This is a genomic window from Mesorhizobium sp. L2C084A000 (assembly GCF_000502875.1).
In the GTDB taxonomy this organism is placed as follows: domain Bacteria; phylum Pseudomonadota; class Alphaproteobacteria; order Rhizobiales; family Rhizobiaceae; genus Mesorhizobium.
This window is the reverse complement of sequence record NZ_AYWX01000002.1, coordinates 176,648-196,493: the sequence shown is the minus strand read 5'-3', so window position 1 is coordinate 196,493 and position 19,846 is coordinate 176,648. Positions and strand designations below refer to the sequence as shown.

20 protein-coding genes and 1 pseudogene are annotated in these 19,846 nt (G+C 62.0%); 9 read left to right on the top strand and 12 right to left on the bottom strand.

Annotation, left to right across the window (positions count from 1 at the left end; translation table 11 throughout):
* Positions 1-10 precede the first annotated feature (10 nt).
* The 4 genes from X735_RS160280 to X735_RS160295 all read right to left on the bottom strand — a co-directional run bounded on the left by X735_RS160280 (position 11) and on the right by X735_RS160295 (position 3,668).
* Positions 11-1,174 (bottom strand): epoxide hydrolase family protein, encoded by a 1,164-nt coding sequence (locus X735_RS160280; RefSeq protein ID WP_023809517.1) that lies wholly within the window; start codon positions 1,172-1,174, stop codon positions 11-13.
* The gene (locus tag X735_RS160285) at positions 1,171-2,151 is read right to left on the bottom strand and encodes a biotin-dependent carboxyltransferase family protein (RefSeq protein WP_023809516.1); all 981 of its coding nucleotides are present in this window, start codon (positions 2,149-2,151) and stop codon (positions 1,171-1,173) included. Before X735_RS160285 ends, X735_RS160280 begins: the two co-directional genes overlap by 4 nt.
* Positions 2,148-2,885, bottom strand: coding sequence for an allophanate hydrolase subunit 1 (locus X735_RS160290; RefSeq protein WP_023809515.1), 738 nt, complete (start codon positions 2,883-2,885; stop codon positions 2,148-2,150). Before X735_RS160290 ends, X735_RS160285 begins: the two co-directional genes overlap by 4 nt.
* A gap of 6 nt (positions 2,886-2,891) precedes the next feature.
* Positions 2,892-3,668 carry an SDR family oxidoreductase gene (locus X735_RS160295; RefSeq protein WP_023809514.1) on the bottom strand — a complete coding sequence of 259 codons (777 nt, stop codon included), beginning with the start codon at positions 3,666-3,668 and terminating at the stop codon, positions 2,892-2,894.
* 238 nt (positions 3,669-3,906) lie between these two features.
* On the opposite strand from X735_RS160295, the gene X735_RS160305 reads away from it, so the two are divergent.
* From X735_RS160305 to X735_RS160330, 6 genes are all read left to right on the top strand, one after another.
* Positions 3,907-4,542: an RraA family protein gene (locus tag X735_RS160305; RefSeq protein ID WP_023809512.1), complete on the top strand. Its 636-nt coding sequence runs from the start codon at positions 3,907-3,909 to the stop codon at positions 4,540-4,542.
* Positions 4,543-4,689: 147 nt separating this feature from the next.
* On the top strand, positions 4,690-5,808 hold the full coding sequence (locus X735_RS160310; protein WP_245273099.1) for a branched-chain amino acid ABC transporter substrate-binding protein: 1,119 nt from the start codon (positions 4,690-4,692) through the stop codon (positions 5,806-5,808).
* Between the two features lie 118 nt (positions 5,809-5,926).
* A complete protein-coding gene (locus X735_RS160315; RefSeq protein WP_023809510.1) occupies positions 5,927-6,838 on the top strand; it encodes a branched-chain amino acid ABC transporter permease in 912 nt (303 codons plus the stop codon).
* Positions 6,838-7,797 carry a branched-chain amino acid ABC transporter permease gene (locus tag X735_RS160320; protein ID WP_245273097.1) on the top strand — a complete coding sequence of 320 codons (960 nt, stop codon included), beginning with the start codon at positions 6,838-6,840 and terminating at the stop codon, positions 7,795-7,797. The genes X735_RS160315 and X735_RS160320 overlap by 1 nt, the downstream gene beginning before the upstream one ends.
* 2 nt (positions 7,798-7,799) lie before the next feature.
* On the top strand, positions 7,800-8,564 hold the full coding sequence (locus X735_RS160325) for an ABC transporter ATP-binding protein (protein WP_023809508.1): 765 nt from the start codon (positions 7,800-7,802) through the stop codon (positions 8,562-8,564).
* Positions 8,564-9,292 (top strand): ABC transporter ATP-binding protein, encoded by a 729-nt coding sequence (locus X735_RS160330; RefSeq protein ID WP_023809507.1) that lies wholly within the window; start codon positions 8,564-8,566, stop codon positions 9,290-9,292. The genes X735_RS160325 and X735_RS160330 overlap by 1 nt, the downstream gene beginning before the upstream one ends.
* A 234-nt stretch (positions 9,293-9,526) precedes the next feature.
* On the opposite strand, the gene X735_RS1000000169635 is transcribed toward X735_RS160330, so the two are convergent.
* Positions 9,527-9,667 carry a hypothetical protein gene (locus X735_RS1000000169635; protein WP_023809506.1) on the bottom strand — a complete coding sequence of 47 codons (141 nt, stop codon included), beginning with the start codon at positions 9,665-9,667 and terminating at the stop codon, positions 9,527-9,529.
* A 247-nt stretch (positions 9,668-9,914) separates the two neighbouring features.
* Between X735_RS1000000169635 and X735_RS160335 the strand changes: the two genes are divergently transcribed.
* From X735_RS160335 to X735_RS1000000169630, 3 genes are all read left to right on the top strand, one after another.
* Entirely contained in the window at positions 9,915-10,118 is a 204-nt protein-coding gene (locus tag X735_RS160335) for a CsbD family protein (protein WP_023809505.1), read from the top strand.
* A 534-nt stretch (positions 10,119-10,652) separates the two neighbouring features.
* Positions 10,653-10,958: a hypothetical protein gene (locus tag X735_RS160340; RefSeq protein ID WP_023809504.1), complete on the top strand. Its 306-nt coding sequence runs from the start codon at positions 10,653-10,655 to the stop codon at positions 10,956-10,958.
* A 265-nt stretch (positions 10,959-11,223) separates the two neighbouring features.
* The gene (locus X735_RS1000000169630; RefSeq protein ID WP_245273152.1) at positions 11,224-11,472 is read left to right on the top strand and encodes a c-type cytochrome; all 249 of its coding nucleotides are present in this window, start codon (positions 11,224-11,226) and stop codon (positions 11,470-11,472) included.
* Here X735_RS1000000169630 and X735_RS160345 read toward each other — a convergent pair.
* The 7 genes and pseudogenes from X735_RS160345 to X735_RS01000000165555 form a co-directional block, all read right to left on the bottom strand.
* Positions 11,444-12,904 (bottom strand): cytochrome c, encoded by a 1,461-nt coding sequence (locus tag X735_RS160345; RefSeq protein ID WP_196815302.1) that lies wholly within the window; start codon positions 12,902-12,904, stop codon positions 11,444-11,446. The genes X735_RS1000000169630 and X735_RS160345 overlap by 29 nt on opposite strands.
* Positions 12,905-12,924: 20 nt before the next feature.
* Entirely contained in the window at positions 12,925-13,266 is a 342-nt protein-coding gene (locus X735_RS160350) for a hypothetical protein (protein WP_023809501.1), read from the bottom strand.
* A gap of 1 nt (position 13,267) precedes the next feature.
* A complete protein-coding gene (locus tag X735_RS1000000168615; protein WP_023809500.1) occupies positions 13,268-13,870 on the bottom strand; it encodes a cytochrome c oxidase subunit 3 in 603 nt (200 codons plus the stop codon).
* Positions 13,867-15,807 (bottom strand): cytochrome c oxidase subunit I, encoded by a 1,941-nt coding sequence (gene ctaD, locus X735_RS160360; protein ID WP_050592652.1) that lies wholly within the window; start codon positions 15,805-15,807, stop codon positions 13,867-13,869. Before ctaD ends, X735_RS1000000168615 begins: the two co-directional genes overlap by 4 nt.
* The gene (gene coxB / locus X735_RS160365; RefSeq protein ID WP_050592651.1) at positions 15,804-16,784 is read right to left on the bottom strand and encodes a cytochrome c oxidase subunit II; all 981 of its coding nucleotides are present in this window, start codon (positions 16,782-16,784) and stop codon (positions 15,804-15,806) included. Before coxB ends, ctaD begins: the two co-directional genes overlap by 4 nt.
* A 248-nt stretch (positions 16,785-17,032) precedes the next feature.
* The gene (locus tag X735_RS160370) at positions 17,033-17,914 is read right to left on the bottom strand and encodes a cytochrome c oxidase assembly protein (RefSeq protein WP_023809497.1); all 882 of its coding nucleotides are present in this window, start codon (positions 17,912-17,914) and stop codon (positions 17,033-17,035) included.
* 95 nt (positions 17,915-18,009) lie between these two features.
* Positions 18,010-19,763, bottom strand: a pseudogene (locus X735_RS01000000165555) (thiamine pyrophosphate-dependent enzyme).
* Positions 19,764-19,846: the final 83 nt, after the last annotated feature.

The window sequence follows — 19,846 nt, the reverse complement described above, 5'->3', positions numbered from 1 at the left end:
AACGCTGCCTTTAAAAATCCAGACCGCCGGCAAAGGCTCTTATATTCTGTGCAAGCAAAGCGGGCTGCTCGAGGGCTGCGAAATGACCACCGCGCGGCATCGCTGTCCACTGGCGGATGTCCTTGAAGACGCGCTCGACCCAACTCCTGGGCGGCATCGGCAGCTCTTTGGGGAACAAAGCCACTGCAAGCGGGACGTTGATCGCTGTGCCGGACGCGAATGCAAGCGGACGGGCGCGCGTTTCCCAATAGAGTCGCATCGACGAAGCGACGGTCCGGGTGAACCAGTAAAGCGAGATGTTGGCGAGCATGTCGTCGCGCGAAAATGCGGCGTTGGGCAGATCGCCATCGCAATCGCTCCAGTCGCGGAACTTCTCGATCATCCACGCTGCCAGTCCGACCGGCGAATCCGTCAGCCCATAGGCAAGCGTTTGCGGGCGCGTCGCTTGAATATGAGCATAGGCGCCATGAATATCCGCCCATTCGGCTTTCCGTTCCAGGAAGGCGCGTTCTTCCAAGCTTAGGTCGCCATCCGGGCCTGGATCGTGAGGAGGTGAGTATGAGCCGGGGATGAAGTTCAGATGCACCCCGGCGAGACTGTCTGGATGCGCGTGCGCCAGGCAGGTCGACACGCCGGCGCCCAGATCGCCACCTTGCGCGAGATATCGTTTGTAGCCGAGACGGCTCATCAACTCGGCCCAAAGGTCGGCGACGGTGAACAGGTTGAGACCAGGCCTGGTCGGTCGGCTTGAAAAGCCATAGCCGGGAATCGAGGGGACCACGACGTTGAAGGCGTCCTCCTGTCTTCCGCCATGCGAAAGCGGGTCGGTCAGAAGCGGGATCAACTCATGAAATTCGAAGACGCTGCCTGGCCAGCCATGGGTGAGTATGACCGTTCTGCCGGTTGCGACAGCGGCGCGCGCATGGATGAAATGGAGGGTTTCGCCGCCGATATCCGTCTGGTAGTGCGGATGGATGTTCCAGGCGGCTTCCTGCTTGCGCCAATCGAAGCCAGTGCGCCAGTGTTGCATTAGTCGGCGCAGTTGCTCGTGCTCCGTTCCCTGCGTCCAGCCTATTGCCTGCAACTGGTCCGGCTCGCGCCAGATCGAGATGCGCTTCTTCAAATCGTCGATTTCAGACTGGGCAATCTCGATGGTGAAGGGGCGAATTTTCATGGAGCCCTCTGCTCGCCGGCCATAAGGTTTCGGGCGGCGATAAAGTCGTGACTTTGCTGCCGGTTCGCGCGAAGCGCTTCTGTCGACGCTTCGATCGAGACCGGCAAGAAACGTAGGCGAGCGCCGACCGGCGCTTGCGCCAGCCGCCAGAAATCGGCTTCGATCACCGTGGCGATCTTCGGATAGCCGCCGCAGGTGTTGGCATCGGCAAGTTGGATGATCGGCTGGCCGGACGGCGGCACTTGAACAGTTCCCGGCACGATGCCGTGGGACAGCAATTCCAGCGGCGAGAGGAGGGAAAGCGTCGCCCCGGCAAGGCGATATCCCATACGGTTGGCGTCGTTGGTGATGCTCCATTCGCTGCCGGTGAAAGCCGCCTGGGCCTCCGGCCTGAAGGCGTCGAACTCGGCGGCCGGCAAAACCCGCAATTCGATTGCCGAGGCCAAGCCGTCCGCCGCGCCTCGCCGCTCTTCCAGCGCTGCGCCGATGCCGCCCGCGGGAAGGCGGCATTGCGCAGGGTTGAGCGCAAGCCGGTCACCGCGGGACAGACCGCGTCCGGCGAAACCGCCGAAACCGCCTTTCACATCCGTCGCGCGCGACCCCATGACGGACGGCAGATCGAGCCCGCCGGCAAAGGCGATGTAGGAACGAGCACCGATGCGCGGGGTTTCGAGGACTAGGGTCTCGCCGGCGCGGATCGTCATGGCCCACCAGGGTGGACAGGGCCGATCGCCGACGCTGACGGCGCAATCCGCGCCGGTGATGGCGACGGCGGTGTCGATATGCACGCGCAGCCGGAACGGATGAAGCGCGACCTCGATCCCGGCAGCCGAGGGGTCATTGCCCAGCATGAGATTGGCGATCGCCAGCGCCTGCCTGTCCATGGCGCCGCCATGGCTGACCCCCAGCGCCAGATGACCGGGCCGGCCGAGATCCTGGACCGTGTTCGGCAAGCCGGTGGTGAGGATCTCGATCATGCCTCGATCTCTGCGATTGCGAATCGGATTTTGTCTCCGGGCCTGAGCAGCACGGGCAATTCCGCTTCGGCCTTGAACAGCTTCACGTCGGTATGGCCGATTATGTGCCATCCGGAAGGCGCAGTCATCGGCATGATACCCGCCTGCGCGCCACCAATGATGACGGCGCCCTCAGTGACTTTGAGGCGAGGCGTGCTGCGCCTTGCCCAGGCAAGCAGCGGGTCGAGACCGGACAGNACGGCGCCCTCAGTGACTTTGAGGCGAGGCGTGCTGCGCCTTGCCCAGGCAAGCAGCGGGTCGAGACCGGACAGATAGGGAAAGCCCGGCATGGCGCCGATGGCGGCGACGGTGTAGGTGGCCGCCGCGTGGCGGCTGACGGTCTCGTCGACAGACATGCCGCAATGTGCGGCCCAGCCGGCGAGATCCTCGCCGCGCGCGCCGCCATAACTGACGGGAATGGTATGATGCGTGCCGGTCACCGCGTGGGCATCGGTGCAAGCCCAGAGCGACATCAGCTGACCCGTGACGCTGTGGGCGTCCGTAGCGAGTGGGTCAAACACCACCAGCAGGTTGTTCATGCCGGGAACGGCCTCGCGCACCCCCTCTAGGCGCAGCGCGGCATTCGCCACCGCCCAGACCAGTTCCTGGGTGGCATCGCTGAAAGCCCCCTGCACGCCATCGAGCAGCAGCGCGCCCGATCCCGCAAGACTGATGTGAGGCGTACCGACAACCATGGGCGGTCAGTCCTTCACCGGCACCGTATAGTTCAGGATCAGGCGACCGCCATCCGGATAGATGGTCTGGCCGACGATGTAGGAAGCGTCGTCGCTGGCCAGGAAGGATGCGACGCTGGCGATCTCCGAAGGTTCGCCACAGCGGCCGCTCGGCGTGCGCGACAGGATGGTCTGGCGCTGCGCTTCGCTGGCCATGACCGAACTCTTGACCATGTCGGTCAGGATGGTGCCGGGGCCGATGGCGTTGACGCGGATGTTATGCGGGATCAATCCGACGGCCATCACCGCCGTCAATTGCTTAATGCCACCCTTGGACACGGCATAGGCGACGGAATTGGGAATGGCCAGGATGGCGTTGATCGACGACATGTTGATGATCGAGCCGCCGCGTCCCTGCGCGATCATGGCCCTTGCCGCGGCCTGCCCGAGAAGGAAGGGCGCCTTGAGATTGACGCGCTGAACCAGGTCGAAGGCTTCCTCGGGGAAGTCGACGAAATCGTCCAGATGGATGATGCCGGCATTGTTGATGAGGACGTCGACACCGCCGAATCGCTCTGTGGCCTTGGCAACAACATCGGCTGCCATTTCCTGCGTGCATTCGGAGAGATCCGCCGATAGCCAGGCGGCACGCTCACCAAGACGTTCGGCATGCTCGCGCCCGCGATCGGCCTGCACGTCGACAAGCACAACCTTGGCGCCATCGGCATGAAAGCGCTCGGCGCAGGCAAGGCCCAGGCCTTGTGCCGCCCCGGTAACGATCACGACTTTTCCTGCATGCTTCACAGCCAATTCCCTTTTTACAATCATGGCGTTTATGGATATGTTATCCAATCTATCTTGAACTTTGCCGCCAGTGCAAGCCCGGACGGGTGGGCCTTTGCGGTCATGTTTGCCCAAGTGGCGGCGTTTATGGGCTGCTTTGGCTTTTTTCTGCCGACCATTGCAAGCCGGTTGACTCCACTGAATTAATTGTGATTGGATACTATATTCATAAAAGTGCCGACGACGGGGAGTGCAGACGATGGCGGATGGATCACAGGAAAGCGAACTGATCGACGCGTTCCGCGCTCTGGCGACGCCGTTGATCAGCGACAATCTCGCCCGTGTCCCCGGGGCTGTCGGGTTGCGGCCATTTCACCGGGTGGGCGGCGTCATGGCGGGGAGGGCGCTGACGGTCAGGACCCGCCCCGGCGACAACCAGTTCATCCATCGTGCGCTCGATCTGTTGCAGCCCGGAGACGTCATCGTCGTCGATGGCGGCGGGTATGAAGGACGCGCGCTGGTCGGCGAGATCATGACAAGTGTCGCGGCGTCGCGCGGCGCCGCAGGCATTGTCATCGACGGCGCCATTCGCGATGCCGGTGCCATCGGCCGCAATCCGTTTCCATGCTTCGCACGGTCGGCCATCCATCTCGGACCTTACAAGGATGGTCCGGGAGCCATAAATGTTCCCGTCTGCATAGGCGGCATGGTCGTCGGTCCCGGCGACATCGTCGTCGGTGACGAGGATGGCGTCGTGGCATTTCCAATCGAAGATGCCGCGGCTTTGCTGGCCGCCGTCAGGGCGCAAGAAGCGCGTGAGGCCGAGATCATGCAGAGCATCCGGGAGAACCGCTACCAGGGAGCCTATGCCCGGGCTGCCGGCGGCAGTCACTGATCGGCGGATCAGAGCCTGCGGGTGACAAATCGCGTGGCCGGCTGGCGATCTTGCTCAACATAACCGCTCCCCAGCTAACCGAGGGGCGAAACAATGCATTTCGGGCACGCCGCCTGGATGCGCCAACAGGGGAAATGGAGAGAATTAATGGTTGTTTCCTTCAAGAGGCTTGCCAAGAGGCTTGCTTGTGCCACCGCCCTTGCCGGGCTGGCTATGACCACGATGGCCGCGGCTGCCGACATCAAGATCGGCATTGTGGCCCCCATGACTGGCCAACTGGCCAGTGAGGGGCAGGATATGGAGAACGCCGTGAAGATGGCGATCGATGCCGTCAACGCCAAAGGCGGCGTCAACGGCGACAAGATCATCACCACTACCGCCGACGACGCCTGCGATCCGCAGCAGGCGGTGACCGCAGGCAGCAAGCTTGTCTCGGAAGGCGTGACCGCCATCGTCGGCGGCTACTGCTCGGGCGCCGTCTTGCCGACATTGAAGATCTATGGTGACGCCGGCATTCCATTCGTCATCATCGGAGCGAACTCGACCAAGCTGGTCGCCGCCAATCAGGGCAATGCCTTCCTAGCCAATTCAACCGGTGACATGCAGGCGACGACAGCCGTCGAGCTCTTCAAGAAGAACGGCTACAAGAAGATCGCGGTCGTGGACGAAGGCGATGCCTATTCGTCCGACTTGGCCAAGCTGACCGCCGAAGCCTTCAAGAGCGCAGGCGGCGAAATTGCCGCCAAGGAGACCACCACGGCCGGCGAGCAGGACTATTCGGCGGTCGTCACCAAGATCAAATCGAGCGGCGCCGACGCTGTCTTCTGGACCGCATATCATGCCGGTGGCGCCCTGCTCACCAAGCAGCTCCGGCAGGCCGGGTTCCAGGGCGGCATTGTGCTGGGCGACGGCAACAATTCACCGGAATATCTGGAGATCGCCGGGTCGGCCGGTGAGGGCGTGTACCTGTTGTCTCCCCCGACTGTCGACCTCTTGTCCGGCGCCGCCGACTTCAAGGCCAAGTACAAGGAAACCTATGGCCGCGACGCCGGCGCCTATGCGGCGCTCTCCCACGATGTGGGCGACCTGATCGTCGATGCGATCACGCGGGCCAAGTCGGCGGATCAGAAAGCGATCATCGAGGCGCTCAAGGCGAGCGACTTCAAGGGCCTTGCTGGTGAAATCAAGTTCACCGACAAGAACACGCTCCAGACCTCGAATTTCCGCCCGGTGATCGCCAAGGGCGGCAAGTGGGTAGCCGAATAAAGGCCAACCGGATTGACGCCGAGGCAGGCCTTGTGGCGGCCTCGGCGTCACCGCCGATTGTCTGGTGTGCCGACGCTGCGCTCAGACAAGACTTTTTCAATTCTGCCCTGGAGCATCAATGACGCTCGACCTGCTTATTCAGCAACTGGTGAACGGTCTTATCGTCGGCTCGTTCTATGCCCTGATCGCGCTTGGCTACAGCATGGTCTTCGGCGTCATCAAGCTCCTGAATTTCGCCCATGGCGACATCTACATGAACGGCGCCTTCGTCGGCCTCATCGTGTTCTCCTTCGTCGGCATATGGGTCGGCAATGGCTGGCTGGGCGTGGTCTGCGCCCTGCTTGTGTCGATGCTGGCTGTCGGCTTGCTCGGCGTCATCATCGAACGCTTCGCCTACAGGCCGATGCGCAATGCGCCGCGCCTCTCCATCCTCATCACGGCGCTCGGCGCGTCGATGGTGCTGAACGGCACGGCACTCGCCCTGACAGGCGGGCGGCATTACGCCTTCAACACGGACCTCGGTTTTGCCGGCGTGGATATTTCCACCGTTCACATCACCTACACGCAGATGGTGCTGGTGGCCGCCTCCATCGCTCTTATGGCCGGCATGCAGGCCTTTGTCTCACGCACCATGTACGGCAAGGCGATGCGCGCCGTGTCCATCGACATGGGGGCGAGCCGCCTGATGGGCATCGATGTCGACCGGGTGATCGCCTTGACCTTCTTCATGGGCTCGGCGCTCGCTGCCGGCGGCGGGGTCATGGCCGGCGCCTATTATGGCAGTGTCCATTTCTTCATGGGCTTCATCATGGGGCTCAAGGCCTTCACCGCCGCGGTCATAGGTGGGATCGGCAGCGTGCCGGGCGCCATGCTCGGCGGATTGCTGCTCGGCCTGCTCGAAGCTTTCGGTTCGTCCTTGCCCTTCGTCGGCTCGGAGTGGCGTGACGTCTTCGTGTTCGGGACCCTGATCCTGTTCCTTGTGTTCAAGCCGACCGGCCTTCTTGGACGCTCTGTCGTGGAGCGGGTGTGATGACCGACGAAGTGAGAACCATGCCGACCGCCGGGCAACCGCAATTGATGCGCTGGTCCGTCGTGCTGCCCGGCCTGGCGGCGCTCACCTGCGCGCTGGTGTTGCCGCAATTCGCCAACGCCTATGTGACGGAGGTGGCAACCACGGCGCTGCTCTATGTCGTTCTGTGCCTCGGCCTCAACGTTGTCGTCGGCTATGCAGGCCTGCTCGATCTCGGCTACGCCGCCTTCTTCGCGGTCGGCGCCTACACATCAGGCATCCTGACCGCGGAATTCGGGTTCAATTTCTGGCTTACCATCCCGGTCGCCATGGTCGCCGCCTGCGTGGCCGGCATCATCATCGGGGCTCCGACATTGAGATTGCGCAGCGACTATCTGGCGATCGTGACGCTGGGCTTCGGCGAAATCGTGCGCATCATCGCCCGCAACCTCGACATCACCGGTGGCGCGAGCGGACTCATCGGCATCGAGCGCCCGGAGATATTCGGCTTCAGGCTGATGCAGGTGCAGCACTTCTACTATGCGTTCCTGGTGCTTGCGCTTCTCACCGCCTTCGTCTGTCTGAGCGTCGAGCGATCGCGAATGGGACGAGCCTGGTTCTACGTTCGCTACGATGAGGACGCCGCCGCTGGCATCGGCATCAACCGTGTCACGGCCAAGCTGCAAGCCTATATGATGGGCGCTGTGATCGCTTCCGTGGCCGGATGCCTCTACGCAGCCAAGATGACGGCCATCTCGCCGGAGAGTTTCACCTTCAACCAATCGCTGCTCATCCTTCTCGGCGTCGTCCTGGGCGGCATGGGCCGCATTCCCGGCGTCGTCCTTGGTGCTGTTCTCGTGGCCCTGCTTCCGGAGGTGCTGCGCGGCGCGGGAACCTATCGTCCCCTGGTGACCGCGGTTGCGCTGCTGGCAATCATGCTCTTCAGGCCGAACGGGCTGTGGCCGGACAAGCGAGTTTGACCATGGCGCTGCTGGAAGTCCGCGACCTGCGTCTCAGTTTCGGAGGACTGAAAGTCCTTCACGACATTTCGTTCTCGGTTGAGAAAGGCGCCATCAACAGTCTTATCGGGCCGAACGGGGCCGGCAAGACATCACTCTTCAATTGCCTGACCGGCTTCTACAAGCCGAAGGGCGGCTCGATCAGTCTGGGCGGCCGGCCAATCACCGGCTTGCCGCCGCATCGCATCACCGCGCTCGGCCTCGCCCGCACGTTCCAGAACATCCGGCTGTTCAAGGAAATGACCGTTCTGGAAAACGCCATGTCCGGCCAGCATTGCCGCAGCCGCCACGGCATCATGTCGGCGATCCTGCACTTGCCGGCACAGCGGCGCGAGGAGGAGACGATCCGCGCGGCTGGCATGCGCTGGCTCGATTTTGTCGGCATCGAGCAGCATGCGCATCGCCGTGCCGGTGGTCTTTCCTATGGCGATCAACGGCGGCTCGAACTCGCAAGAGCCCTGGCGTCGGCGCCCGAGCTCATCCTGCTGGACGAGCCCGCCGCCGGCCTGAACGAGCGCGAGAAGCTGGACCTTGTTCACCTGATCCGCCGCATCCGTGACGAAACCGGTGTCACCGTCCTGCTGATCGAGCACGATATGGGCCTGGTCATGCAGGTGTCGGAGAAGATCGTGGTGTTCGACTATGGGCAGAAGATCGCCGACGGACCGCCGGAGGCCGTGCGAAAAGACCCCAGGGTCATCGAAGCCTATCTCGGTACGGAGGACTGATGGACGCCGAAATCGTTCTTTCCGCGGACCGCATCGTCGCACGCTATGACGGCATCGAAGCCCTTCATGGTGTCAGCCTTTCGGTCAAGCGCGGCCAGATCGTCGCCCTGCTTGGCGCGAATGGTGCGGGCAAGAGCACCACCCTGCGCACGCTGTCCGGCCTTGTTGCCGCATCCTCCGGATGTGTCCGCTTCCTGGGCGAGGACATAACCAAAGTCCCTGCCCATCGCCTGCCGCATCGCGGGCTCGTCCACGTCCCGGAGGGAAGGCGTATTTTCGGCGACATGACGATCAGGGAGAACCTCGACCTGGGCTCGTTCACGCTTGCCGACGACGTCGAGCGCCGGCGGCGGCTGGATCATGTTTTTGAGCTCTTCCCCATCCTGGCGCGCAGACAGAATGGCGATGCAAGGAACCTCTCGGGAGGCGAGCAGCAGATGCTGGCGATCGGCAGAGCCCTCATGGCCGCGCCCAAGGTGCTGTTGCTCGATGAGCCTTCCATGGGTCTGGCGCCGCAACTGATCAAGGAAGTCATGAACATCGTGCAGCGCCTCAATCGTGAAGGCGTGACCATTCTGCTTGTGGAGCAGAATAGCAAAGTCGCCTTGAAATTCGCCGACTACGGCTACGTTCTCAAGGCCGGACGCGTTGTTCTTGAGGGACCAGGCAGCGATCTCGCGAGCAATGAAGCGGTTATCAGCGCCTATTTAGGTGGCGTCGCTGCTTAGCTGGCAAAGCTGCCAACGCCCGGATTTTACAGAATGAGGCCGCCGCTCCAGTCCATGATTTGCCCGCCTTGCAGGAGTGGGATCAGCCACAACGAGTTGATTCTGTAGAAACGTTGACCTTCCGGGCCTACCATCCAGTCTGTGTTCCGACCCCGGGGACATAGCTGACAAAACCTCGAGGGACGCACGGAAACCAGCGGATTGCCGCAACCGCGACGGCGATCCCATAATGGCTCAGGAGTGATTGTTCATCCGCTCGAACAAAGCTTCGCCCATCCGGCGCGTATCGGCCAAAATACCGACAAGCACCTCGTCCTTGTCCGCTTCGAATTGCGCAAGCGCCCCGGTGGCGAATTCGCCCGGACTGACCATCATACGGTTGGCTGTTCCTCCGCTGCGCGTGCTGCCAACGCGACCGGTATCGATAATTGGCGGAGCCATCCATCTCCACCACCCGAATTCCGCTCGACCTCAATTGATGACGCAGACTGAGCGTAAAGGAATGGATCGCGGCCTGTGAGAGCAAGACAAGCGCCTTGCTGTCGAGTTCCAGGAACATCCGTCGTTGATTTGCGTTTGCTCTCCGAGGTTAGACGTTTTCAAACCGAAGGAGAACGGTGTCATGGACTGGAACCGCGTGGAAGGAAACTGGAAACAGGTGAAAGGCAAGGTCAAGGAGCAGTGGGGTAAACTCACGGATGATGACCTTGACCGCATCGCCGGCAAGCGCGATCAACTCGAAGGCAAGATCCAGGAGCGTTACGGCCTCGAAAAGGACCGTGTGCGGCGCGATATCGATGACTGGTACGGTCGGCAGGGCTGGTAGGCGTGTGAGCCCCGGCTGCGGCCAACTCCAAGACGCGGCCGCAACAGTTCAGCAGGTCCGGGCCATGCAGGCGCCGAGCCTTGTCGTCAGTTGAATTTTGCAGCAAGGATTTCATACTGTGTCAGAAGATATCTCTCGCAAGCAAGAGCAACGGGGGACAAGAAGGATTGTCATGTGGGCGGTCGCAGTTATCGCTGTGATTTTCCTTGTTCTGCTTGCTACATTCGTGTTCGGCCCGTTGGTGTGATTTTCGTCGCAATGATTGACCTGTTTCCTCCACGATCCAGGGATGATTGAGGGCGCTTGCAGCAACCACCATCGAGCGACGATGTGTTTGGCGAGGATATGCGGCTGGCGCTGCTTCCGCAGCCGGACGGCGCAACAAGCGGCGCGCTTATACCGACTGCCGTCGCGCGGCTAACAGTCTGCTGCAGCCTGAAAACCGTTTCACAGGAATTTCGCTGAACACGACTTCGCCGGGAACATATCAGGGAACGATTGGTTTGGTGGCGGCACACAACCAGGAGATCCACCATGATTGTCAAACTTTTCTCCGCCGCTGCGCTCGCGCTCGCATTGGCCACATCGGCGATCGCGCAGTCGAACGGTTCAGGCTCCAACAGCGGTTCGGGCACGACGCCCGGAACCACGAATGATGCCAATGGTACCGCCGGCACCGGTTCCAGTACTTCGACAACCCCCGTTGACCCGAACGCAACAAATTCGACAACCACCCCGAACGGCATGAGCGACCGCTGCAAGGACGCCGCGGGCAATGATACCGACACAAACACCGCCTCCGGCACGACAACGTCGAATGTGCAGAACTGCAACAAATAGATTGGTGCCTCGGAGCGCTGCCGGACATTGCTCCTTTCCCTGGGGCTGCGATCGGGCCGCGTTTTGCGACTGCGATGGCATGCGCGGATGAGCCGACAACCCGTCAGGCTGATGCCATCCGCGCTGCCCTGGGTGGCAGGCGTATCCGCGGCAATCGTCATTTATTCCGGTAGTTTGCGCCGTCAACTTGGTCCGCGGCGACAATCTCCGGGAAACCACCATTGCACAGGCCATCGGTGGCGACCCTGACCGGGCCGTCCCGGCAATGATCCGCCACGGCTGTGGCGGATGTCACGAAATCCCGGGGGTACCCGGCGCCCATGGCACCGTCGGTCCGTCCCTGCAAGGCGTCGTCGAAAGAGGATATATCGGGGCGTCGCGAGCCACCCCGGATGCGATGATGCGCTGGATCAGCAGGGCGCGGGATGTAGACCCGAAGGCGGCCATGCCCAATACAAATCTGTCGCTTCAAGAGGCGCGCGACATTACCGCCTATCTCTATGCGCGAACATGAGGCGCGCTGAAGTCGCCCCACGACGCAGGCGTCTTGCCAGCAAAAGCAGCAGGCCAAGCATCAACACGGCGGCGCCCGCTACAAGTGATTGAGCCGCCAGAATCATGATTGTCTGGCTGGTTGTCGTTCCTGCCCGCATCTGGCGTACATCGGCCGCGGTGACGCTGAGGTCGGGATTTCCGAACCGCGCGGTGACGTAATTTGCAAGAGCTGCCACCTGGCCATCGTCCAGCCAGCCGCCGAAGGCCGCCATCGATTGACGCCCGGCCACCTCACCAGCTTTGACGCCTTCAAGGATGGTCATGACGACATCCTCGGGCGTGGCCGCGCCGGGGGTGCTGTTGCGGGTCAAGGACGGATAGTATCCGTCGGGCGATCCGCCTCCGTTCGCCCCATGGCACGTCGAACAGAGCGATCGATAGAGATCATCGCCGGTTGCGGTCCCGCTGCCTTGCGTCATCCCCTCGGTTCCAGCATCGCCGTCGGCCGCGGCCGCGGCCGCGTTACCCCATGAGAAACGCGGCTGCTTCTCGTCTCCCGGTTGGGTGGGCACGTCCCTGAGATAGGCGACAATAGCCTGGATGTCGTCGTCGGAAAGATGCTGCAGGCTGTTCATGACCGTTTCCGCCATCGGCCCGCCCGCGTAGGCCTTCCCGGGCACGGCGCCGGTTTTGAGAAATCGAGACAGCTCTTCGTTGCTCCAGCCGCCGACGCCTGCGATCTTGTCGCTGGTGATGTTGAAGGCGTGCCAGATGCCGGCGGTGCCGCCGGCAAGCTTGTGGTCTTCATCCATGCCGAACGTCGCATTCCTTGGCGTGTGGCAGGCACCGCAGTGGCCGAGCACCTCGACAAGGTAGGCTCCCCTGTTCCATGCGGCGGTCCGGCTCCGATCGGGCGTGAAACTGCCGGTTTGGAGATTCGCGAGCTTCCACAGCGCAACCGTCCAGCGCTGGTTGAATGGAAAAGGCAGAATGTTTCGCGGCCGCGGCTGGGAAATCGGCGGCTGCGCAAGGAGATAGGCCCGAATTGCAAGCACGTCCTCGCGGCTCATTGCGGCGAAGCTGTCATAGGGCATGGCGGGGTAGAGATCGGCTCCGTCGCGCCTGATACCTTTCTGGACGGCTCGCACGAACTCGTCCGCGGAATAGCGTCCGATGCCCGTTTCGAGATCTGGTGTGATGTTGGTCGAGTATACATCGCCGAACGGTGTCGGCACGCGATAGCCTCCAGCGAAGGGGCGGCTCGGATTGGACGTGTGGCAGCCGATGCAGTCGGCCGCTCGCGTGAGATATTCACCCCTCTGGATTTCGCTCGCCCGCAGCTCGGTGCAAAGCGCCAACGACGACAAGACGAGTACGACCGCCCGAGAAATGACGGGTGGGAATGGAATGCCCGTGGCAGGCCAAAGCGCGTACCGGCGGTGGATGGCCAATCTCCGCGTCTTTGGCGTCGTCACAGTTCGCACCCGCTGAAGATCAGCCCCGCCACCACTTGCGCCAGCAAGATGAGCGTGAACAGCGCCCCGATGCCCACCGAAGTCCTGGCAAGGAACGCACGCGTGCGCGCCCTCCGGGGCGGGATCGTACCATGTCCGCGGTCATGAACGGCGTGCCACGACAGCAGCGTGCCTGCCAGGGCGACAGCGGCGCCTATCAATGAGAACAAGGCAGTGGGACGAAAGCCGGCATGGCACTGCCAGGATGCAATGGAGTAATCGAACTGCAGGGCTATTGCCCATGCAACTGGCCCGCTGACCAGGCCTGCCCAGGAAACGCCGGTACGGATCGCCTGCATCTCACATCCTCGGAGCCCAATAAATAACAAGATAGAGCACGACCCATGAGACGACGACGAAGTCCCAGTAGAACGCATTGTCCGAGACGTCGCTGAAGCGGCGGCCCGCCTTGCCTTTTTGCGTGAACATGAGAACCGCCAGGACGATCGTGTCGCCGACATCGGTAAGAAGATGCGTCGTATGCAGTCCAAGCAGGAACCACACGATCGATCCGTAAGCGTTCTGATCCCAGGAAATCCGCAGAGCCGGAAATTCCCAGATGCGAACGATCAGCGGAAGAATCCCGACGATCGACATGACGACCATGCCAAGGCGAACTTTCGCGAGGTCCTGGCGACGCGCCCAAAACTCGATCAGGTGGTTGGGCACGACGCTCGCAACCAGAATAATCAACGCTGCCGTGCCCGGCAGCAGATCTGGCGCCGGGGCTCCGATGGGCCAATGCCGGGCCAGCACAGCCAGATAGAAGTAGGTGCCTATCGCCAAGGCAAAACCTGTTGCCTCGAGAGCAATGAAGGCAAGGGTTCCCCACCACATCGGGCTCGCCGACCCGAAATCATATGTGGGCAGGTGGCTGACGTCGGCGACGGGACGGTGCCTCATTCCTCGTCCTCCGGCTCGCCTTTCGGCCAGAACCAACAGATGAAGCCGATCGAAACCGGGATCGCTCCCCAGACCACCGCCCATGGCGTGTATATCGAACCGAGAAATGCGCCGCCCACCGCAATGGCCGACAGCAGCGGCCAGATCGAGTTGTCAGCCGATGGCACCCTTAGTTGCGGCACCGCATCGGCGACCGTGCCGGCGAGCACCTCGCGTGCGTCGACACGCAGACCCTCGACCACGGGAAGCGTATCGGGCTCGGCCCAAAGCGGTTCGCGGTGAGTTACCACGGGCAGCCGCGAAAAATCGTAGGAGGGCGGCGGCGACGTCGTCGCCCATTCGAGCGTGCTCGCGCCCCAGGGATTGTCTCCGGCAATGCGGCCGTTGCGAAGGCTGAGCAGGAGGTTCAGGAAGAAAAGCGCAAAGCCGGCGAACACCACCAGTGAAGAGAGGCTGATGAGGAGGTTCATCTCGCCCCAGCCGCTCGCCGGCGGATACGTATAAACGCGGCGCGGCATGCCTTGCAGACCGAGAATATGCATGGGGAAGAAGGTGAGATTGAACCCGAGGAAGACGAGCCAGAAATTCCAGCGGCCGAGCCTCTCCGACAGCATGCGTCCGGTGATCTTGGGAAACCAGTAATAAACGGCGCCGAGCAGGGGGAAGACGGCGCCCCCGACCAGCACATAGTGGAAATGGGCAACCACGAAATAGGTGTCGTGCACCTGCAGGTCGAGCGGCACCGAGGCGACCATGACCCCGGTCAGGCCGCCGATCACAAAGGTGAAGATGAAGCCGAGCACGAAAAGCATGGGCGTGGCGAAGATCGGCCGGCCGCCCCAGATCGTCGCAATCCAGCAGAAGATCTGAATGCCGCTCGGAATGGCGATCATCATCGAGGAAGCGGTAAAGAAGCTTTCGCCGAGCTGCGGCAGGCCGGTAGCGAACATGTGGTGCACCCACAGGCCGAAGGAAAGAAAACCGATCGAGATCAACGACAGGACGATGCCGAGATAGCCGAAGATCGGGCGGCGAACGAAGGTCGGCAGGATCGCGGAGACGAAGCCGGTCGCCGGAATGAAGATTATGTAGACCTCGGGATGGCCGAAGAACCAGAACAGATGCTGCCACAGCAGTGCATCGCCGCCTGCTGCGGGATCGAAAAATTTCGTGCCGACCAGGCGGTCCAGGATCAGCATTGTACTCGAGACCATCACGGCCGGCATGGCGAACAGGATGACGAAAGCCGTAACGAGGACGGACCAGACATAGAGCGGGATGCGGTCGAGCGACATTCCGGGAGCACGTTGTTTGAACACTGTCGCGATGATCTCGACCGCTACCGCGAGCGCGGACACTTCAGTGTAGGTCACCATCTGCGCCCAAAAATCGGGGCGCTTGCCGATGCCATATTCGGGTCCGGCGAGCGGTACGTAGGAAAACCAGCCGGCATCCGCACCGGTTTCGAAGGCAAAGGCGATCCAGATCATCAGCCCGCCGGAAAGATAGACCCAGTAGCTGAATGCATTGAGCCGCGGAAAGGCGACATTGCGAGTGCCGATCATCAGCGGCACCAGGTAAATGGCGAAAGCTTCCATCACCGGCACGGCGAACAGAAACATCATCGTCGTGCCATGCATGGTGAACAGCTGGTTGTAGAGATCGGGGCCGATGTGGCCGGCCTCAGGCTGGGCAAGCTGGAAACGCATGGCGAGCGCTGATAGACCCGCAAGGATGAGAAACAGGAAAGCCGTCACGATATAGCGCCGTCCGATCAGCTTGTGATCGACCGTGACCAGCCAGCCGTAGAAGCCTTTCGGCGTTCGCCAGGCATGCGCCAGAAAAGCGCGCAGTCTCACCTCTTCGAGGCCGGTGTCACGGATGCCTTTCAAGCCCTGCTCGGTATGCTCGGCCGGCTTTCCCGCAATGCCGCTCATTCGAGGCTTCCGAGATAGGTGACGACCGCGTTGAGATCGTCGGCGCTAAGGGCAATGCGCGGCATCTTGGCGCCAGGCTTTATCGACTGTGGATCGGCAATCCAGGCGGCGAGTGCGCCAGGGGTCATGGCCAGCGTATCCGCGGCCAGTGCACGTCGGCTGGCGAGATGGGTAAGATCAGGTCCGACCGTTCCGCTGGCGGGCGTGCCTCTTATCGTATGGCAGAGCGCACAGCCGGTGGAAAGAAATGCCTGTTGGCCGCGGCGTTCTTCCTCGCCGCCAGGCGCCGATGCGACGGCGTTTTGCCTGGATTGCCATGCTTCGAACGCTTCGCGGCTTTCCGCGATGACGGTGATGGCCATATGGGCGTGCTGATAGCCGCAGAATTCGGCACACTGGCCACGATAGATGCCGGGCTTATCGGCGATGAGGGTAAGCTGGCTTAGCCGGCCCGGAATGAGATCGCGCTTACCGGCAAGGTTCGGCACCCAGAAGCTATGAATGACATCGAGCGAATCGAGTTCGACCTTGACCGGTTCGCCAACCGGGACATGGATTTCATTTGCCGTGACGATCGATTGCGAGGGATCATTACCGGCATACCGGACCTCCCACCACCATTGGTGCCCCGTGATCCGCACGGCAAGCGTTTCCGTTCCGCTCAGCGAAGCAATGGATTTGCCGGCGAAAAAACTCGCTATCGTCATCATGACGAGCACCAGAACGGTCAACGCAATGGCGCTGCCGACAGCGCGGGTAAATCGGCGCTCCTGATGTGAATCGATCTCGAGCGGCGAGCGCGTTGTCTCGGACAGGCGGCGATGCAAAAGCGCTGCCGCCAAGACCAGCATGACAAGCAGCCACGTGGCCACCGCGACTGCGCTGAAAGACCAGATCAGATCAAGGATTCTCCGGGCGTTCGCACCGTGTGCATGGAGGGCCGACTGCCGATCGCCGCATCCTGCCAATACCAACATCGGCGCTGCGCTGACCCACCTCAAACGCTGTTGCGCGGCCTTTCCCGGAACAATGTCAGTCAGGATTTGCGTTGGACATGTAAAGGCAAGCGACATTCGCGGTCGTGTCCGCCTGCGAGAGCCGGCCAACGGACTCATGCACCTCGCCATGAAGGATCCACCATCGTTGCCAAGGCCATAACGCAGCTGACTGAAAAAGGATGCTTGGCAACACCGCCCCGGCGAAAACCGACGTGAAGCGGTGCGGGTTAGACGATGCGCAACTCCTGGGGAGCCTGATGCCGCCGACTGCTCGTTTGAATCCAGAAAGCGACCAAGAGCAGTGCGGCTCCGCCATAGATCAGGCCAGCGGGAATCCACATGATCAAGCCTGCAAGTTGCTGGTCCTCGAGCGGGCTGAGCCCCCACAGATCCGAGCCGACGGCGTTGGCCGGATACCACAGCTTTGGCGAGACAACGAGCAAAGCCCCGAGCAGCCCGGTGTGGAGCGAGGTGAAGAAGAGATGCATCACTGCATTGCCGCGAGCGTGCTCGCGGCCAGGGCGAGGCAGCAGCACCCACCAGAACAAAAGCCCGGTGCCGAGGAAGCTCGCGTGCTGGGCATAGTGCAGGAAACCCTGCTGGAGGGCAGCCTCGAACAGCGCCGGGAGATGCCAAATCCATATCGCGGCTCCGTGCAGGACGGTCGCGACCACAGGGCGGCTGATGAACGCCCAGATCGCCCGAAGCGTATTTGCATGTCCGGCCGCTCCGAATATCTGGCGCAGCTGTACCGGCAGTGCCCACATCATCGCCGCTGTCGGGCGGGAGGCAACCAGCAGAGGCGCTGCGACCACCATCAGCAATTCATGCTCGATCATGTGCGCCGCAAACACATGTTCGCCCAACGCATGGATCGGGCTTACAAGGGCGAACGCCAGGACGGCCCAGCCGGCAGCAAACTGGAAGGCCTGCCGTGATCGCAAGCGACGTCCGCGTCCGCTCCGTCGCCACAGTCGGTTGGCGCCGGCAACATACAGCAAAAGGATTGCCGCCAGTGGCAATGTGATGGGGAGCGCCAGAGTCCAACCGGCCTGCGGAGCGCCGTTGCCGTAGCAGATGGAGGTCGAAAAAAGCGCGTCGAAGCTCATGATCCGCATCCGTCACCCGGAAGAGCACCGGTTCATCTGGAAAGATCCAGAATGAAGCCAAGGAGGCGCGCTGTTCCCACCTCCTTGCGCCGCCTCTAGGCGTCCATCATCGATTTCGCCGGCTCCCGGGCGATATTTTCTTCCATGCGTTCGTGTCCCGGTGTTCGCGGCAGGGCCTGGCGGAAGTTCTTGGCATAGTCTGCCGGCATTTTGGGTGGCATCAGCGGCTCATAGGCATCGACCAGCGCTTCGATCACGACAGGGCCTTCCGTGGCGAAAGCCTGGTCGAGAACCGTCTCGATCTGATCGGTCCGCTCGATGCGAAAACCCTTGGCGCCCATTGCTTCCGCCGCCATGGCAAAATCGATCGGCTGCAATTCGCAGCCGAATTGCGGATTCCCCAGAAACATCATCTGCTCCCAGGCGATCTGATTGAGCATGTTGTTCTTGATCACCAGAACCTTCAGCGGGATCTTGTAGCGCACCGCCGTCGAGAATTCGCCGAGCTGCATGGCAAAGCCGCCATCGCCGACGATGGCGGCAATCGGGCGACCGGGGAATGCTATGCCGGCAGCGATGGCGTAGGCGAGACCGCAAGCCATCGACGCCAGCGATCCGGACACCCCAAATGCCTGGCCGCTGCGAAGATCGACATGGCGGGCGGCCAGTTCCGTGTTCTGACCGGAATCCGTGGCCAGCACCGTGTCGTCGGCCAACCGTTGTCCGAACGCCCGGGCAATCGCCTGTGGCTTCAAGGGTTGCGCCTGCATGTCTTCCGACTGCCGCATCATCTCGCGCCATTTTCTCATGGTCTCTTGGGAACGGTGCAGGAACTCATCGGAGGGCTTCTGCGTCAGACGTTGGTTGAGCGCGCGCAATGTCTCGGCCGCGTCGCCGACAAGGCCGGCTTCGACTGGAAAGCGCAAGCCGATCCGCTGCGCATCGCAGTCGATCTGGACGCCACGGGCCTGCCCGGGCTGCGGGTAGTATTCGATATAGGGAAAGGTCGAACCGACAATCAGCACCGCGTCACAGCTCTCCATCGCCTCTTGCGAAGCCAGGGTTCCAAGAATGCCGATCCCGCCGGTGGTGTAGGGATGGTCGTCCGGCAGCACCGCCTTGCCCAGCAAGGCCTTCGCGACAGGCGCCTGCAGCAGGCGCGCCGTGTGTTCGAGTTCGGCGGCCGCGCCGATGGCGCCGCGTCCGGCCAGGATCGCAACCCGCGAAGCGTCATTGAGAATGTCGGCGGCTTTGTCGAGCTCAACGTCCAGCGGTACGCTGTGAGCGGCGAACATATCCTGCGGCGTGTGCGCCGGGCGATTGCGCTTGGAGCGCTTCGACGGATCGCGCTCCTGCTCCTGGATGTCGCTGGCAATCGAAAGATGTGCGACGCCCTTGCGCGCCAGCGCGGTTCGGCAGGCAAGGCTGGCGACGTTTTCCATATGCGCGGCATCGGCAACATGGGCGTTATAAACGGAGACATCATTGAACACGCGCGTCAGATCGACATCCTGTTGCGTGAACGTCTCGATCAGATCGTGGAACTGCATGCCCGTAATCGCCAGCACCGGAGCCTGGTCGAGCTTGGCGTCATAGAGGCCGGTCAGAAGATGTGTTCCGCCGGGACCGGACGTCGCAAGGCACACGCCCAGCTTACCTGTCCACTTGGCATACGCACATGCCATGAAGGCAGCCGATTCTTCATGCCGGACCTGAACGAAGGCAATCTTGTCGCGCCGCGTCCGCAACGCTTCCATGACGCCGTTTATGCCGTCTCCCGGCAACCGAACACCACCTCCACGTCCCAGGCGACGAGCGTATCGATGAGAATTTCTGCTGCATTTGGCATGTCAGGGTAGCTCCGGCGGATGGTGTCCGAACCGGTGAATCCCGAGTTGGTTCCTTCGTCACAATAAATCGTGACAGGTTTCT

Excerpts from the sequence above, each read along its gene's own strand:
- X735_RS160315 (WP_023809510.1), top strand. The coding sequence starts at position 5,927 with ATGACGCTCGACCTGCTTATTCAGCAACTGGTGAACGGTCTTATCGTC.
- X735_RS160350 (WP_023809501.1), bottom strand. The coding sequence starts at position 13,266 with ATGCAGGCGATCCGTACCGGCGTTTCCTGGGCAGGCCTGGTCAGCGGG.
- X735_RS160330 (WP_023809507.1), top strand. The coding sequence starts at position 8,564 with ATGGACGCCGAAATCGTTCTTTCCGCGGACCGCATCGTCGCACGCTAT.
- X735_RS160285 (WP_023809516.1), bottom strand. The coding sequence starts at position 2,151 with ATGATCGAGATCCTCACCACCGGCTTGCCGAACACGGTCCAGGATCTC.
- X735_RS1000000169635 (WP_023809506.1), bottom strand. The coding sequence starts at position 9,667 with ATGATGGTCAGTCCGGGCGAATTCGCCACCGGGGCGCTTGCGCAATTC.
- X735_RS1000000168615 (WP_023809500.1), bottom strand. The coding sequence starts at position 13,870 with ATGAGGCACCGTCCCGTCGCCGACGTCAGCCACCTGCCCACATATGAT.
- X735_RS160335 (WP_023809505.1), top strand. The coding sequence starts at position 9,915 with ATGGACTGGAACCGCGTGGAAGGAAACTGGAAACAGGTGAAAGGCAAG.
- X735_RS160280 (WP_023809517.1), bottom strand. The coding sequence starts at position 1,174 with ATGAAAATTCGCCCCTTCACCATCGAGATTGCCCAGTCTGAAATCGAC.
- ctaD (WP_050592652.1), bottom strand. The coding sequence starts at position 15,807 with ATGAGCGGCATTGCGGGAAAGCCGGCCGAGCATACCGAGCAGGGCTTG.
- X735_RS160305 (WP_023809512.1), top strand. The coding sequence starts at position 3,907 with ATGGCGGATGGATCACAGGAAAGCGAACTGATCGACGCGTTCCGCGCT.
- X735_RS160370 (WP_023809497.1), bottom strand. The coding sequence starts at position 17,914 with ATGAGCTTCGACGCGCTTTTTTCGACCTCCATCTGCTACGGCAACGGC.
- X735_RS1000000169630 (WP_245273152.1), top strand. The coding sequence starts at position 11,224 with ATGATCCGCCACGGCTGTGGCGGATGTCACGAAATCCCGGGGGTACCC.
- X735_RS160320 (WP_245273097.1), top strand. The coding sequence starts at position 6,838 with ATGACCGACGAAGTGAGAACCATGCCGACCGCCGGGCAACCGCAATTG.
- coxB (WP_050592651.1), bottom strand. The coding sequence starts at position 16,784 with ATGTTGGTATTGGCAGGATGCGGCGATCGGCAGTCGGCCCTCCATGCA.
- X735_RS160325 (WP_023809508.1), top strand. The coding sequence starts at position 7,800 with ATGGCGCTGCTGGAAGTCCGCGACCTGCGTCTCAGTTTCGGAGGACTG.
- X735_RS160310 (WP_245273099.1), top strand. The coding sequence starts at position 4,690 with ATGGTTGTTTCCTTCAAGAGGCTTGCCAAGAGGCTTGCTTGTGCCACC.
- X735_RS160340 (WP_023809504.1), top strand. The coding sequence starts at position 10,653 with ATGATTGTCAAACTTTTCTCCGCCGCTGCGCTCGCGCTCGCATTGGCC.